Consider the following 17,728-nt stretch of genomic DNA (forward strand, 5'->3'; position numbering starts at 1 on the left):
CTACGCGGCGGTGGTCACCGGAATCGTCGGTGCCTGTTCACGCATGACGTAGAGGCCCCGCTCCACGTCGACCAGCAGGGTCCCGTACGGACCGTAGATGACCGCCGTGACGTCGTAGCGGTACTGGTGGAACGCCCGCTTCGCCTCCACGTTGCGCTCGTTCACCTCGCTCATCTCGGCCGCGTGGGCTTCGCCGTGCTCGCGACCGACACCGTGGCCGTCACCGTTCCAGCCGAGCTTCTTGATGCCGCCGGTGGGAGCGCCGGTCTGCGGGCCGAACGAGAACTCCCAGCCCGAGGAGGAGTCGCCCTTGTTGATCGGGCCCGCCTCGTTCTGCTGGTACCGCCGGGCCTTCTGCTCGAAGGCCAGCGGCTGCCCGTCCTTGTCGACGTAGAACTCCGCCCGCCGGATGTCCAGCCCGAGAGTGACGCCGGTGCCCGGAACCTGGTAGCGGTGTTCGAGCAGCGGCTCAATGCGCGACCGCAGCATCATCTCGGACGCGTGGTGCGCCACCAGGCGGTCGAAGTCGCTGCCGCCGTGCACGCCCGGCACCCGCCAGGCGCCGTCGGCGCTCAGGTCCAGGCCCTGCCGCAGCCGTGGCGGTCGGGTGGTCAGCGCCGCCCAGCGTTCGAACTCCCGGGCCACCCGGTGCAGCCGCCACGGATGGAGGTTGCGGTCACCGGCCAGGTCGTCGTTCAACCGGGGCCGGTGGGGCCGGGGTTCCGCCCACCGAGGTGTCGGCCGGCCCGCGCCGGTCGGGGCCGGGGCTGGGGCCGGAATCTGCCCCTGCCAGCTCCCCGGCTGTTCGGCCGTCGGCCGGGTCAGGTAGCGCGGCACGATGAGCCGGACGTCCCCGGCGACCTGGATCTGCTCCTGCCAGCCGATCCCGGGGAGGTTGTCCCAGAGGTCGCGGACCGACCGTTCCAGGTTCGGCTGCCAGAGGCCGGCGAGCCAGGCGCCACCGAACAGCACGCTGCGCACCGAGTCGAGCACGTACGTGACCGCCTGGGGCATCTCCGTGGTCAGCGTCATGTCGATGGTGAAGTCCAACGGGTACTCGACCTCGTGCGACTTCTTGGGGCCGGTCCGGAAGATGTCCTTGGACTCGGACTGCGTGCCGCGTTCACTGGACTCCGCGCTCTCGTGGCCGTAGTCACCGAGCCCGCCGAGGACGCTGCCCTGATCGTTCCACGCGCCCCGGCCGGAGAGGTTGACGAGCCCACCCCACGACGATCCGGAGGTTTCCGTGTTGGACTGGGCATCGTGCGTCTCCCCCCGCAGGGTGAGACTGACCTGCTCCCGGGGGCGGTCGCTCGACTGCGCGGCGGACGGGGTGGCGCTGACCCGCACCCACAGGTATTGCGTGGTGTGGTAGGGCGTGGGCACCGGGAACCAGCCGTACACGCCCTGGCCGGACAGCGGAAGGTACTGCGGCTCCAGGTTGCGGGACGAGAACCGCTTCACCAGCGCGCGCCGCAGGTGGTCGGGGACACCCTCGCCGGAGGCGAACAGGCCGCGCTCCCGCAGCCGTCGCAGGATCGTGTCCAGCACGGCATTGGCCCGCAACCGCTCGGGATGCCCCACGGCGGGCAACAGCTCAGGATCGATGATCTCCCGCGATGACGCCGGGTCGGGCGCCTGCGTCCGGGGACGGTACAGCCCCAGATCCTCGGCCGCACGATCGGTCGCCAGGAGATCCACCGCGTCGTCGGCGTCCAGATAGACCGGAGCGGTGGCCGTGGTCTCGCCGTCCCTGGTGCGCAGGGCGGTGACCTCGAAGACGACCCGGCCGTGATAGGCGTGGACGACGTCGTTGTAGGTGGCCCGGGTGATGTCGATGGCGCCGTAGTCCCTGCCGTCCGAGCCGCCGAACGACACCCCACCCTCGACGTACAGGCCGCCGCCGAAACGGCCGCGCTCGTGGGCCTTGTCGGAGCCGTCGCTGGCCGAGTCGCCCTTCTTCGCGGTCGTCGCGTGGTTGAGGTACTGGCCCCCGACGCCGGCCTTGCCGCCCAGGCTGAGCTCGTTGCTCGTCCCGGCGGCATGGCTGATCGCCGACTGCCGGTACTGCTCGAGTTCGACACCGTCCGCGCTGTCGATGCCGTCGCTGCTGTACTGGTACGTCAGGCCCGCCGCGAAGAACCGCTCCCGGATCCGGACGGCCTGCCGGTACCCGTCGTGGGCGGGCAGTTGCAGCTCCCACCCGTGCTCCTCGACCGCCTCCGGGAACCCGCCGGCCAGTTCCGAGCCGGCACCGAGGTCGAAGACCGCGTCCGGCCAGTTCATCGGCTCGTCGAACCACTCGTCGGGCAGGCCGTTCACCTGCTGGTACAGCCGCGCCGCGGTGGCCGGCAGCTCGGGCACGTACCGGAAGGCCGCGTACAGGCCGGCGCTGCCCTGGACGTCCAACGGCAGATGCGACGCCCGGCCGGCCGGTGCCCACGCGGAGTCGGGTCGCGGGTTCGCGCGGGTGACGCCCGCGCCGTCGAGCCGCGCCGACGTGACGGCCCGCTCCTCGCCGGTGCGCGGATCACGCGGCACATGCTCGACCGGCACCGCGATGTGGGTCGCCACCTCGGCGCCGTGTCCAGCACCGACCAACCAGGTCTCGCGGGGCCCCCAGCCGCTGTCCGTCTGCGCGCGGATCACCACCTCGAACGCCGTACGGTAGCGATGGTCGACGACGTCTCCGACGGTCTCGGTCCGGCGGTACTCCTGCACCACCTGGCTGAGCTCGTGCTCGTTCGACCGTGCGTGCTCCGCCATGACGCCGAGCCGGGGGAAGAACACCCTCCCCTGGTGTTCCGTCCGGTGCCCGTTCCGGTCGGACCGCTCGATGCCGCGCACCGGGTTCGACACCCGGCCACCCAGCCGGCCGCTGAGGCTGCCCTCGGTCGACCGGGAAGCCGACGTGGTGGCTCCGGTCAACGCACGGGCATTGACCGTCATCGGGTATTCCGGGCTGTCCAGCAGTTCCCTCCGGTGCTCGGTCACCAGGATCTGGTACCGCTCGCCGCCGACCCGCACGGTGAACTTCTTCCCGGCCTGCGTCCGCGTCGGATCGGCCTCCATCGCGGCCCGACCCACCTTCGCCAGGACGGTGCGGCGTGCCACGGCGCCGATGTCGGCGCGCCCCGACTTCTGTCGCAGCACCGACTGCACCAGGTCGGCGACCTGTTCCGCTCCGGGCATGTTCGCCGCGATCCCCAGACCCTGGCCGCGTCGCATGGCCAGCGCCAGCGGCTCCCGGGGGGCCGGGCCGGCGGGGGGCACGTAGGAATGCCGCGCCTGCGGCGCCCAGAGCAGCAGCGGCGACAACCGGACGGCGATCTCGTCCGCCGGTGTCGGAGGCGGCGCCGGGGTGGCCGCAGCCGGCGTGATCAGCGCCCGCGGCCGCCCAGTGCCCGGCCCACCGAACTCCGGGGTGAAGACCGTCCCGAAGACGCTGCGCTCGAACTGCTGCGCCTCGCTCACCGGCACGCCCAGCTCCGCGACCACCCGCCGGGTCACCGGTGCCACCGGAGAATCGCCGTGCGTGGTCACCGTGAGGTCGAACACCACCCGATAACGGGCCTGGTCCGCCTTGCGGTTCAGCACCGTGTGGTTCAGGGCCTTGCCCCCCACCTCCAGCGCGGACTCGCGTTCGGACTCACCACCCAAGCCGAACGAGAAGCCACCGGCCGTCTTCTCGGCGGCCTCCTCCCGGCCGCCCGGGTCGGCCGACGCGTGGGTCAGTCCGAGGACCACCGCGTCCACGTCGAGGCCGGCGCCGCTGGTGTCCGACACCTCCTCGCCCGAGGTCGCGATCACCCCGAGGTCGTCCCGTACCGTGACGCCCTCGGTGATCCCCACCAGCTGCAACTCCCGCAGGACCGCCTTCGTGTCGACGTAGCCGCGGAACCTGCCGACCGTGAGCCGCTCGTCGATCGTGTCCGTCATGTCCCCGTTCGACAGCACCCAGCGACTACGGTTGCGGGTCGTCCGCTCGTTGAGCAGCTGGCGGGTGACCTTCGCGGCGACGCCCGCCGCGGTGTCGGCCGGCAGGGCAGCCGTCAACGCCTGGTGCCAGCCGGTCACGAGTGGGGTCAGGTCGATCGCGTTGAGCACGTCCCGCGCCTGCGACGTCGACCGTGCCGGTGGCCCGGGGGGCGACGGCGCGGGCGGGGCCGCCGGGTTCGGCGCGGCGCTGCCGTTGGCGTACAGGGTGGGCAGGGAGAGGTCGAGGAGGCCGGTCCCGGCCGGCACCGACGCCCGTCCCCACTCGACGCCGTTCACGAAGACCTGGAAGGACACTCCGCTGGTGAACGACGTCGACTGGGTCACGTACATCTTCCGGCCCCAGATGACCCGGGTCTCCCGGGACATCGCCTGCTGGCGCTCGCTCTTGATCGACACGGAGGGGAGGTTCGCGATCAGCCTCGACGCGTGGCCGGTCGAGATGTCGAAGGTCTCCTCCAGCCCACCGTCGGTCTTCCGCCCGCTGGACACGGACGTGTCGTTGCCGACCTTGGTCGAGCCGAACGAGACTCCGTACATCCGCATGCCTCCGGCAGCACCGGCGGGCGCCGGTCGCGGACCGTACGGCACGGGACGGATCCACACCAGTCGTCCGCCCGCGCTGAGGGTCTCACCGGAGAACAGCGCCTGCTCCCAGCGCTCACGGTGTTCCTCGACGGCCCGGGAGTCCCCCGGATCCGGTGCCGTCAGCAGCGTGTGCAGCGCCGCCGACACCCGCGAGCGGATGGCTGCCTCCTGGTGGGCGGTGCCCAGGTCCAGCCGGTCGGTCGCGCCCATCTCGATGTCGTCGGCTGCCCCGGTCGGCCACCCGGACGGCAGGTCGTCCATCAACTGCGCGACGGTGTCCGTCACCTGCTGCGGCGTCAGGTGCCGCACCGCCGAGACGCTCAACTCACCGAGGGCGCCGGTGGCGAAGTACCACGGCGTCGCCGGTGCGAGGTCCCTGGCCGTCCCGGTGACCGCAGCCCGAGCCGCGTCGGCTCGATCCCGCTCCCCGACCGCACGCTCCCAGACCGTACGGGCGTCGGACGCCGCGTTCCGGGCCCGGTCGAGCTGCGCCTGGTGGCGGGCGACGTTCTGCTCCAGCCGGGTCCGTTCCGCCGTACGCGCCGCCGCGTCGACCGCGTCCCTCAGCTCGGCCTCACGCCACGTCTCCGCCCGGCGCTCCGCGTCGTCAGCGTGCTCCCGCTCCGCCTCGACGCGCTCGCGTTCCTCCTCGACCGCACGCAGGTCGGCCCGCTGCCACTCGTCCTCCTGCCGCCGCGCGTCCTCGTCCGCCCGGACCCGTTCGGCCTCCGCCCGTTCGGCCTCCCGCCGGCCCTCCGCCCACCGCCGCTGCGCCTGCTCGGTCAACTGGTCGTCGGCGTGCTGCTGGTCCTGCCAGGTCCTCGCCGCCCCCTCGGCCAGCTCGCGCTCCCGTGCGCGCCACTGCGCTGCCGCGGCGGCGACCTGCCGTTGCTGCGCACGCTCCGCCGCCAGGTGCTGCTGCCCGGGGTCCTGGTCCGCCACCTGTCGACGCGACTCCTCCTCCGCAGCCCGTGCCTCCTGCTCCTGGCGTCGTTGCTCCTGCCGGTCGGCCTCCGCCCGTGCGGCGTCGCGGAGCGCCTTCCGGGCCGCCATTGCCCGCTGTACGCCCTGCCACGTGTCCCACCGTGCCTGCTCGTCCCTCCGGGCCTGCTCGCGTGCCGCCGCCCGCTCGCGTGCCTCCTGACCCGCCACCAGGCGCTGGGCCGCCCGGGTGGCTGCCTCCTGCCGGGCCACCTCCCGCTCGCCGGCCCACTGGTCCGCGAGCTGCTCGGCAGCCACCCGCGCCGCGTTCCGCTGCCGGAATCGCTCCGCCGCCCGGTCCGCAGCCGCTGCCGCGCCGGCCTGCGCCGCCTCCAGGCCGTCCGTCCACTGCTGTGCCGCCGTCCGCCAGTCCGTCTCCCGGCTGGTGACGTCCTGCTCCAGTGCCTGCCGCGTCCGGTCCGCCGCCCGCACCGCCCGCTCCAGCAGCTGTCGCGTCGTCCCGCGCTGCCGTTCCAGCTCGGCGACCCGGTCCTGGGCCTGGGTGAGCCGTTCCCACGCCGCACGCTCCGCCGCCTGCGCGGCATCACCGCTGGCCGGCGTCTCATCGCCGTTGGCCGGCGTCTGCGCGGCGCTGGTCGGGGTCTGCGTCGCGGGCGCCGGTGGTACGGCCGCGCGGGCGTCGACCTCGCGCGCCAGGGCCTCCCGCGCCGACGACAGCTCGCTGCGCGCTGCGGCGAGGTCGCTCTCGACGGCAGCGGTCCTGTCCCGGATGCCGGCCAGTTCCCGGGTCAGCCGTTCGACCTCCGGCGTGCTCCCGGCCGGCGTCGCCGCCACGTCGCCACCCCCGACGATGCCGGCCGCCGTGGAAGGCGCAGGGGCGCTTCCCTCGCCGGCACCGGCCAGATCCTCCCCTGCCGGAACGGTCGCGGTCGCGTCGTCTCCCGCCGTCGACGAGGGCGCCCGTGGAACACCCACCCCATCCGTCGTCGCCACGAACCGCACCCGACCAGGTCGGGCGGGCCCCCGGGCCAGCCCACCCCCCTGACCGTCCAGGAACACCACCTTCCCGTCATCGGTCCGCACCACGTTGACCGCGTGTGAGATCCGGTCACCCTCACCCGTCACCACCACCACACCACGGCTCCCCGGCTCCGCGGCTTTCATCACCTCCACCACCGCCGCGTAGTCGGCCGCCTCCACCAACGGCCGATCCGCGTACCGCTTCAGCCACACCACCGGCAGGTACGCCTCCGGCGGCACCTGGTGCCCGACCCCGTCCGCCAACGACATGTCGGTGCCGATCGCCGCCAACACACAGTTCGTCGCGAACTGCTCCCCCAGGTCCCGGTACGGGTTCACCTCACCCAGCCACGGGAGCCAGCCCGACACCTCGGCGGGCGACATGTCACTCGGCAACAACACGTCCTCCGCCGCTCGGCCGGCGATCTCGGCGGACGCGGGACGCGGGGACGGGACATGGACGACGACGTCCGTCCGGCGAAGATCCTCGGCCGCGGCAACTCCGTCCGGCCTGGTTTCGCGGAGGTCCCGGCCTCGGGAATCCCGTGCGATCACGATGTCCGCCGCCGTCACGTCCTGCCCGCCCTGCAGCAGTGCCGTCAGGCTCTGGTCCAGGTGATTCCGGAGGGCGTCGCCGACGGCGTTCGCCCGTTCCCACCCGGTGCCGGTCGCGCTGCCGCGCCGCAGGCGGGAACCGTTTCCGTAGCCAGTGACATCGAATGTCGGCAGCGGCAGATCGTTGTCGTGCCGCCACACCGTGATCTTGGCAGTCTGCCGGGCGACCGAGCGCAGCTTGTTGAGTTCGACCGGCCCCAGCGCCTTGGACTCCGAATCGAAGTTGATCCGCAACGGATCAGGAGCGATGGAGCCGCCGACGACGACGGTGGTGAGTGGGTTGGTCAGCGTGACCGGCACGGCGTCGTCGTAGAGGACCGCCCGCTGTTCGTGGAAGGTCTCGCCGGGGCGCTGGCTGAACATCTTGAAGTGCCACGTGTCGCTCGCCTGCGGTAGGTCCATCAACCTCGCCATAGCGGCTCGAGCGGTCTGCCGCGCCGCAGCATCAGGCCCGGCCGGATCGGCTCGCGACGTGTCGACGGCGGCGAGGGCCGTGGCCAGGTCCAGTTTGCGTCGCAGCACGTCGGCGGCCCGGGTGCCGCCGGCATTGTCCGCCAGCGCACGTTCGAGCGTCGCCGTGACGGTGTCGAACCGACCGCGATACGCGGCCAGTGTTCGTTCGATCGCCTCGTCGACGGCGCGCCTACGCCAGCCGACCCGGGCGTAGTTCTCCAGAGTGATCTGGGTCCTGCCGTCGGCGCTCTGCGCGACAACCGCCGCGAAGTGGTACCCGTAGGCGTTGGAGGCCGTACCGCCCCGGGCGAAGTCCGTCGTCATCGAGACTTCGCCGTCGTCGCCCCGGGACATGATGGTGCTGGTGGCGTAGGCCTCGCCGATCCTGGGCCAGGCATGCTCGTTGATGCCGATCCGCCTCGCGACCTGGTTGAGTCTGGCGTGGGCTGCGGGGCTCGCCGGGTCGTTCCGGAGCGCGCCACCGTACGCGGCGCCGGGAAGTGACGGTTCGGTGAAGCCGCCGGTCAACCGCTGGTCGGCCGCGATCCTGGCCGTGGCCCATTCCGGGTCGACGGCGGCGAGGGGGGTGTCGCCGGCGGCGACGGCAGCCACCCCCTCCGCGAGGTGGTGCACACCCAGCAACTCCCGTCCGTTGCCGGCGTCGGTCGCCGCCAGGAAGGTCTGCCCCTCGGCTCGGAACACCACCCCGTCAGGTACGCCACCGAGAACGACACCCGCGAACTCGACGCAGACGTCCGGCGGGAGGCTGTCGAAGCTCACACCGACCTTGTGGAGGGTGACGGGTCGGCCACCGTGGTCGACCGTGATGGTGACGGCAGGGTCCACCGTCAGCGTGACGTTGGCCCCGGCCCTCGCCAACCCGCGCCGTGCGGTGTCGATGACCTCTTCGGTCGCGTAGAACTCCTTCGCCTCGGTCACCGGGTTGTCGCCGCTGGTCGAGTTCGTGCCGTTGATCGCGAGCGTCCCGTCGTCGGACAGCCGCAGCGGTGGGTGGCTGTGGGTGACCAACGGTTGCACCGGAACGTGCACGGGAAAGTCCGCCACGGTCGGCCGGCTGTCCGGGCTCGTGCTGACGCCCAGCCGTTGGTACGACTGGAACGGTTCCCTGTCCTGACCCGCGCTCAGGCCACCGGACGACGTCTCGATCTGGTAGGTCGTCGTCGTTCGGGGCGTCGGCCGGGGGTGGGACAGGGGCGTAATCGCCCGCCGCCGGTCGACCTCCGGCGTGCTGCCGGCCGGCGTCGCGTCCGCCTCGCCGGCGATGCCGAGGCCCGTCGCGGGTGACGTGGCGCTGCCACCCCCGTATGCGCCGGCCAGATCCTCGGCGTCGACCGGAGCGTCAGGGTCGGCCGGGGGAGGCCATTCCTCCGGTACGGCATCCAGCGTGGGCGAGTAGTCGGATCGGGACATGCGGAACTCGATCTTGTGCCAGTCGTCCTTGGCCTTCCGGAAGTCGATCGTCGAGCCCTGCGGGGGGAGGTCGTCGGAGGAGGAACTCTCCGACGAGGAGCTCCGACCAGGGGAGTGCTGCGACCCGTGGTCGTCCTCGGCGACGAGGGTGTCGTGAGGGTCGGGCAGCTCGTCGGGCGACGGCGTGCGATGCCCATCGGCCGGCACCTGCGACTCCGACGAGGCCCGGGTAAACCCGTCCATCCCGGCCAGATCCTCATGTTCCGGGACGGACCTGGTCGGGTCGTTCCCCACCCTCGCCGGCGGGCGTGGGGTGCCCACACCGTCGGTGGTCGCCACGAACCGCAACCGGCCAGGCTCGACCGGCCCCCGAGCCAGCCCACCCCACTGACCGTCGAGGAACACCACCCTCCCGTCATCGGTACGCACCACGTTCACGGCATGGGAAACCCCGCCACCCTCACCGGTCATCACCAGCACACCCCGGGCACCCGGCTCCGCCCCGGCCATCACCTCCACCACCGCGTCGTAATCGGCCACCTCCACCAACGGCCGACCCTCCGCATACCGCTGCAACCACACCACCGGCGACGGCACCTCGGGCGGCACCTGCCAACCCTCTCCGTCCGCCAACGACATGTCCGTACCGATCGCCGCCAACACACAGTTCGTGGCCGAATCCCGCCACCGCGAATCCGGACTGTCCGGGTCGTCGTCACGGCCCGGGTTCACGCTGCCCAGCCACCCGAACCGGGCCGACACGTCATCCTCCGACAGCTGACTCGGGAGCAGCACGTCATCGCGTCCCGCCTCACCAGCCACATCCGCCGAAGAATCCGACCCGCCCGCTTCGGAGTCGTTCCCCGCATCAACCGGCCCATCCGGCTCCTCGGGCAACCCCGCCGGCCCGGGAGCACCATCGGGCAGGGACCACAACCGCACCGTATGGTCGTCACTGGCGGAGACCACCACCCGTCGGCCCGGCTCGCCCTGCAGCGACGTCACCGTCCGCACCCTGCCCGTGTGGCCCTCCAACGTCAGGAGCAGCGCACCGCTGTCCGCGTTCCAGACCCGCACCGTCCCGTGCGCGTCGGCGGTGGCCAACCGCCGGTCCGACCCCGCCTGCCACGGCGTCACCGCCACCGCCCCGCTGGTGTGGTCCCCCAATGTCAGGAGCCGCGCACCGGTGACCGCGTCCCAGACCAACACCGTCCCGTCCTCGCTGGCGGTGGCCAACCGCTGGTCCGACCCCGCCTGCCACGACGTCACCGCCGCCACCATGCCGGTGTGGCCCGCCATCGTCCGGAGCGGCGCACCGGTGACCGCGTCCCAGACCCGCACCGTCCCGTCCCAACTGGCGGAAGCCAACCGCCAGTCCGAACCCGCCTGCCACGACGCCACCGCCACCACACCGTCGGTGTGGTCCCTCAACCTCAGGAGCCGCGCACCGCTGGCCACGTCCCAGACCCGCACCGTCCCGTCCGCCCAGTCGGCGGTGGCCAACCGCCGGTCCGACCCCGCCTGCCACGACGCCATCGCCCCCACACCGCCGTGGTGGCCCCCCAACGTCAGGAGCCGCGCACCGGTGACCCCGTCCCAGACCAACACCGTCCCGTCGTCGCTGGCGGAGGCCACCCGTGGGCCCGACTCCCCCTGCCACGACCTCAGCGCCCACACCGGGCCGACGTGGCCCGCCAACGTCAGGAGCCGCGCACCACTGTCCGCATCCCAGACCAACACCGTCCCTTGCATGTCGGCGGTGGCCAACCGCCGGTCCGCCCCCGTCTGCCACGACGTCACCGCCACCACACCGTCGGTGTGGTCCGCCAACGTCAGGAGCGGCGCACCGGTGACCGCGTCCCAGACCCGCACCGTCCCGTCGTCGCTGGCGGAGGCCACCTGTGGGCCCGACTCCCCCTGCCACGACGTCACCGCCCACACCGGGCCGACGTGGCCCGCCAACGTCCGGCGCTCCACACCGTCGACCACGTCCGCCGATGACGGGTCGGCATCGGTGCGCACCTGTTCGAGGTGCCGGTCCAGCTCTGCGGCCGCTGTCTCGACCTGGCCGAGCCGGTCCCCCAGCCCTCCGAGGTCACCCGCGGGCAACGAATCGACGTAGGCGTCCACGGGGCGTGGCATCCGCGCACGGCTGAGACCCTGCATCGCCCCGAGATACCGGTCGGACCGTTCCGTCAGGACGGACCGCTCCGGGCTGTCGTCCTGCCCGGCAGCGGCTATCCGCCGCAACACCCGGTCAGCGGCATCCATACGCGCCGCGTGCCCAGCCGCAAGAGCCCCCCACCGCCGGATCAGATCCGCACGCACAGCGGCGACCCCGACGTCGGAAACGGGCACCGCCTGCTCACCCGACCCGACCGCACCATGCCGGGCCTGCCCCGGCACCGCCGCCGGCCCGACCGGCAACGACGAGATCCGCTCCTCCAACCACTGCCGCGCCAGGCCGAACGCGCTCACCGCGGAGAACAACTCCGCCCGCCACTGCTCGGACACCGCCGGCACCCGCCCCACCACATGCACGTCCTGCACCGGCGGCGACACTCGAAGGGCAGCCCGCAGCTCGGAAACCCGCTCTACCGCACCGTCCGCCGACCACAACGACGCCACGTCCTGGCCATGATCCGTCAGGAAGCGGTCGAAGTCCGCCACCCCCAGATCCCGCACAGCGGACAGATCGACGATCCGCCGACCATCTTCTCTCTGGACCCCCTCTGGCAGGTTCTCGTCCGGGTCTTTGGATATTTCGGTCACCACCGGTTGGCCCGGTGCCGTATAGAAGACCCAGGCACCCAGATACACCGCCCGCAACACGTCCGAGACGGCCTCCGGTACCCTCCCGTCCTCCCGGACCGCCGACACCGGTTCCGCTACCGCCGTCCACACCCGGTCGATCTCCTCCTCGACCCGTTCCACCACCTCCTCGGCCACCACGTCGTCAGTCGCCACCAACGCCGCCGCCAGCCGCCGGTTGCGCTCGTGGCCGACCCACCTCTCCAGCCGCAGATCAGGCCGATCCGTCCCCACCGGGAGCGCACCCTCACCCGTCCACCCGCGCGTGAGCCCGACCAGCCGCTCTCCCAACGCCACCAACTGGTCCACCCGCTCACCCATCCGGCGCTGCCCGTCCACCCCCACCGCCGGATCACCCACCAGGTCGGGAAGCGCCGCCCTCAGCTCCCCGGCCCAACCCACCCGACCCCGAGCCACTGCCCCACCCGGCGCCCCCACCGCCTCCGCGATCCCCTCCACCTCGGCCAGCACCCGGGTCCACCCGTCCGCCTCGACCAGATCCCGCGCCTCCCGAAGGCCCCCACCCACCGGCCCGCCCGGGACCAGCTCACCCATCCGCACCGGCCACAGGTCATCCTCGGCCGCGTGCGTCAGCACCACCGTCGACGCCCACCCACCGAACCCGTGCACCACCACGTACACCGGCTCCCGCAACCCCGACCCCGTCGGCGGCAACGCACCATTCAGGATGTCGAACATCGACGACACGACCGCCTTGGGATCGCCCGGACGCGCCCCCGGTACACCCAGCACCAACACCCGCGCACCATCCGGCACCCACCCCGCCGGCCCCACATCCGGTACACCCGCCGGAATCTCCCCCGCGATCTCCCCGACCAGCAGCTCCGCCTGCCGCAACTGCGTCACCCGCAAACCACGCTCCGACGACGCGCCCGGAAGGAACACCCAACCCCGGAAGTACGAGAACGCCCGCTGCCCCGACCGCGCCCAATCCACATCGAGAGGCAGGAGGTACGGCCCATGGTCAAGGGGCAATCCAGCCAGCGCCCGACGGGTCAGATATTCAAGGTCAGCCCCCGGAATGTCCGGACGTGCCTGGAACTCCCACAACCACGTCGCGAACGTCTCCCGACCCGAGAAATCGACAGCGACCAACCCACGCGGAACCACTCCCGCGTCCGGGTACGCCACATGCTGCCCGAGGACCGCCACCGCCCCCGACTCGTCACGCGCTGCCCGCAACGCCGCGACCTCGACCAACGTCCGTGGCTGCACTTCGGGAACACCAGACGGGTCGGCACTGTACGGCGACAGCTCGATCACCGCCGCCTCAGGCACCTCCACGCCCAACTCGCCATCGATCAACCGCTCCGCCAGATCCAGCACGTCCTCATGCGCACGGTCCTCGAACGCCACCACCACCCGCCACACGGCGTCACCCGCGGGCCGACGCCTCCCCGTCCTCGCCTCCCACGCCTCGGCATCCGTCACCGCCTGCTCCCGCGCCATCGCGGCAAGACGCTCCAGATCAACCCCGGCGCCCACACCCTCCGGATGCACCACCACCCACCCACGACCCGACAGGTGGGCGACGGGAAGGTCCAGTGCGACGGTCCGGTCATGCCAGGGTGCGACACCGTCGTTCTCGTGAGGTCCGGACCCGGCCGGGGCCACGGTGACGTTGACGGAGAACGCCTCGGACAGCAGGTGTGGTAGCGCCCCCGTGAGGCGGGGAACCGACGTCCCCCGCGCATCCAGGGCCTGCCGCAACAACGCCCTGTCGTCCGGGGACAGGCCGGCCCTTCCTTGGTCGAGAACGTTGGTCCTGTCGACGAAGTGGTCGAACGAGTCGCGCAGGTGGTCGCGGACGACGTCCGGCGTCCGCTCACCCAGCGACGCCGCGACCCCGTCCCCCGTCCTGTCGAGGAACTGCGTGAACAACCGATCCCACACGTCCGACCGCAGCAGCCCGGCCGGCAGGGCCGGCAACGGCACCGAACCCGAACCGTCCATCCCGGCCAGATCTGCTTCTTCCGGGACGATCACGGTCGTGTCGTCTGCCACCCTCGCCGGTGGGCGTGGGGTGCCCACGCCGTCGGTGGTCGCCACGAACCGCAACCGGCCAGGCTCGACCGGCCCCCGAGCCAGCCCACCCCACTGACCGTCGAGGAACACCACCCTCCCGTCATCGGTACGCACCACGTTCACGGCATGGGAAACCCCGCCACCCTCACCGGTCATCACCAGCACACCCCGGGCACCCGGCTCCGCCCCGGCCATCACCTCCACCACCGCGTCGTAATCGGCCACCTCCACCAACGGCCGACCCTCCGCATACCGCTGCAACCACACCACCGGCGACGGCACCTCAGGCGGCACCTGCCAACCCTCTCCGTCCGCCAACGACATGTCCGTACCGATCGCCGCCAACACACAGTTCGTCGCGAACTGCTTTCCCCGGCCCCGGTACGGGTTCACCCCACCCAGCCACGGGAACCAGACCGACACCTCAGCCGGCGACAACTGACTCGGCAGCAACACGTCATCGCGTGCCGCCTCACCAGCCACATCCGGTGGGGGTGGCGGCTGGTGTGGCGCGGACGCCTGGCCGGGCAGCGACGATCCATCCTGGATGCGCGGACGCTTCGGGGCCCGCCGAGCTCCCGACTCAGCTTGCTCTTTGCGCCGGTCGAGCAACGTCTGCCGGCCTTCGAGCTGCGTTATGAGAGCGTCGTAATCCGCCCCATCCCTTGTGAAGAGCCGGAAGGCGTATTCGGGTTCGGACACCGGCGCGTTCGGTTCTGGGACCAGGGGCGCCCTGACCACGACGACAACCTCTTTGACGCTCTCGACAATGTCATCCTTCCCGACCGGCCGGAGCCGCTCCCCCACCGCCAAGGTGATCGGCGTCCCAGGGGCGAGATTCACCTCCCGCCCATCTGACGTCTTGGCCCAGGTTTTGCCGCCGAGAGAAAAACCCAGAGGATTGGGCAATCGACTATTCGAGCCAATTGTGTCATCGAAAGATTTCACCTGGGAAATGCTCCACCAATGCCCGCGCTCCTCCCACAGCGCTGTTTTGCGCAGCAACTCGATGTCGTCGATGGTGGGGGCAGGATTGACCAGTTGCAGATACAGGTCCTGCCCGGCCCCGCTCTTCCCAGCCGGCATTACCACGACCGCGATGGGTCGACCATCCGGGCCATACCCGAGTCGGAGAATGACCTCCTTCATGTTCTTCGGGATGACAAATGGACTTCCGTCGACCACTTTGACGACCGGGATACGGACTCTCTGGAGTTTCTCGCCCTCGGAGCCCTTGCCGAAGGAGCGGCTTAATAGGCCCGTCTTGGGGTCCAAGCCCGCCGCGATGTGATAGAGGGAGCTGACCGGCGGCTCGTCGAGTTGCCACACCTGGCCGGGCGCCCTGCCTCTCAGTTCAGCCAGCTCGGTGTCAGTAAATTTGCGGTCGATCTCCCGGTAGGCAAACTTTTCGGCGCCGTTGGCCATATACGGGATTTTGACAATACCGACACCCGCCCCGTTGACCGACCCGAAGTCGACAGCGACCATATCGCCCGGTAGGACCACGTGGTCGACACGAGTGAGTTGCACGTCCTTGCCGCCCAGCCGGGAGCGCAAATCCGCGTGCGCGCCACTGTTGGGTTGAACGGTGGCGGCGACACGGAGGGTGAACGGGTCTTCGAGTTCCCATCGGTAATCACCTGCCCAGACACCGTCGCCGCTGAGGCCGGTGAGGTACCGGTGGTATGCGTCAAGTTCCTCGGCTTGGCGGCGAGGAGAAAAAGGGCGCTTACCGATGGCCGCGAGGTCGCGGTCGAGTTTGTATCGCAGGAGGGACCGGTGAGGCTCGGGAGAATTCTCTTCCGCCGCGTCGATCCTGGCCTTCAGTAGACCGAGTGCCCCGCTGAAAAGGCTATCCCGCCGCCGCTGTTCGTGGTCGGATATCGACTTCCGCTGGTAGCCGCTGGCGATGCGGGCGAGGATGTCGGCCGAGTCGCGAGGTCTGAGGACGATGTAACCACCCTTCCACCACACGACGGGGCGTGGGATGGAGGCACCGTCATCGGGCGGCGGGCCGATGTCGTCGTACGGGTCGCCGAACGGATGGTGGATCCGCATTGGCTGGTCCAACCCCTTGGCCAGCACATGGAGAGCGACATGCGTGACTTCGTAACCCACAGATCGGGCGTTTGCCATCTTGTCGAGCCAGATCCGGTGCAGGGCGTCTCGTTGCTGCTCGGACATGTTCTCCGGATCCGGATACGGAAGAAGATCCCTGAACCTCGACGATCCGCCCGGGGCGAGTTCCTTGGCCAGTTGGCGGGCGAGCCATTTGCTCAATTCATTCGGGGTGGTGATGCCTTTCTTCCCCAACTCTTCCCGGTAGGTGTCCAACACCGACTCGTTGAAGACGTAGTTCAGCCGCCAGTCAAGATTTGCGGGATCGAATTCGAACACCTCGCGTGCCCACTTGCCAAATGCCGCCTCGGCAGCGGCTCCAGCGCGCTTCAAGTAGCTGGTGGCGTCCGCTACTTCCTTTTCCCAGTCCGGCCGCTGCCCGCCCGACGGCGACCATCCCGAGCCGGCCGCCGGTGTCGTCAGATCGAGTCCGGCCAGCGGGTCGTCCCACAACGGAAAAACCTCCGGGTCAAGACCGGAGGAGTCACCTTCCGCTGGGCCGGACGGCTGTCTGTCCGCCTCGGAGTCGTCCGGGAGGTGCCATTCCATCGCCGCCGCCCGCCCCGGCAACGAGCCGGCGGACGAGTCCGACGCCTCCGCGTCCGATCCCGGCGACTCCGACCCGGACGCCCGCACCGACCGGGGCGCGATGGCGGGAGCCACGAACGACTCCGCCACCGCCAGGATCTGATCGATCTCCCCACCCGTGAACCCTGGCTCGTGCAGATGATCCTCACCCACCGGACCGGTCCTCCGCAGGAAATCCCGGTCCGAAGCAGCATGCGGAACCCCAGCGAAGTGCTTCAACTCATGCCCGTAAGCCCGCGAGGAAAGACCCGCGAGCCAGTGCGTCTGCTCGATCCGACCCTCGGTGCCGTCAGCACTCACATAGACGTTGTCGCTGTCCCGCAGGTCACTGCCGAAAGGACTCAGCCGAACCTTCGTCCGCACCTCCGCCCGCGCCTCCGGACTCACCGCCGGGTCGAACACCACCTCGACCCGCGGTCCACCCCCGGACCTCACAGCCCGGTTGGTCTCCACCACCCACTGCTCAACCGCACGCAACGTCGCCACGATGGAGGCGCGGTCCATGTCCGCATCAGGCTCCAACCGAAGACGGAACACCACCGCGCCCGACCCACGATGCGCCCAGTAGTCGACGAAGACCCGCTCCCCCGCGTCCTTTCCCGCATCCTCCACCCGGAAAGGACGCGCCTCCCCCGGCGTCGGCACCAGGCGCAACGGCTCCGGACCCTGCCACGTGAACCGATCCGAGAACACATGCGTCATCTCACCCCACGCAGGCAGAACCCTCGAACTTCGATACGACACGCGCCAACCGCCGTCAACCCGCTCCACCGAAGGCTCCACACCCGCCGCCCACCCCGACGACACCTCTTCCACACCGCCCTGGGACGAACCCTCCGCAGGACCCCACGCAGACGCCGCCGCACCCCCCGGCAGCGACATGTCACCGCGTACCGCACCGGCCGGGCCCGCCGAAGGGTCCGCCTCGACCGGCGGGGTCGACGTCGACGTGGTCCGCGCTGCCACGTCCACGTGGTGCGCGAGGGCCGACGGGTCACGGGGGCGGTCGGTCCCGTCCGGTGTCAGGACGATGTACCAGATGCCGTCCGGTCGGGCGTCCTCGCCGGCCCGGCCCTTGGCCCAGGTGCCGAGCATCTGCATGCTGCCGGTGTGGATCTGG

At 71.0% G+C, this 17,728-nt stretch carries 1 protein-coding gene (cut by a window edge); it reads right to left on the reverse strand.

Annotated elements, in window-relative coordinates:
* A protein-coding gene (locus tag IGA62_RS07005) for a toxin glutamine deamidase domain-containing protein (RefSeq protein WP_190289263.1) crosses the window boundary here: on the reverse strand, positions 1–17,728 show its end. The gene runs 24,431 nt beyond the window's last position; the window shows 17,728 of its 42,159 coding nt (coding positions 24,432–42,159); its start codon lies beyond the right edge, outside the window; the stop codon is at positions 1–3.

It is taken from the genome of Micromonospora sagamiensis (assembly GCF_014680085.1).
GTDB lineage: Bacteria > Actinomycetota > Actinomycetes > Mycobacteriales > Micromonosporaceae > Micromonospora > Micromonospora inyonensis.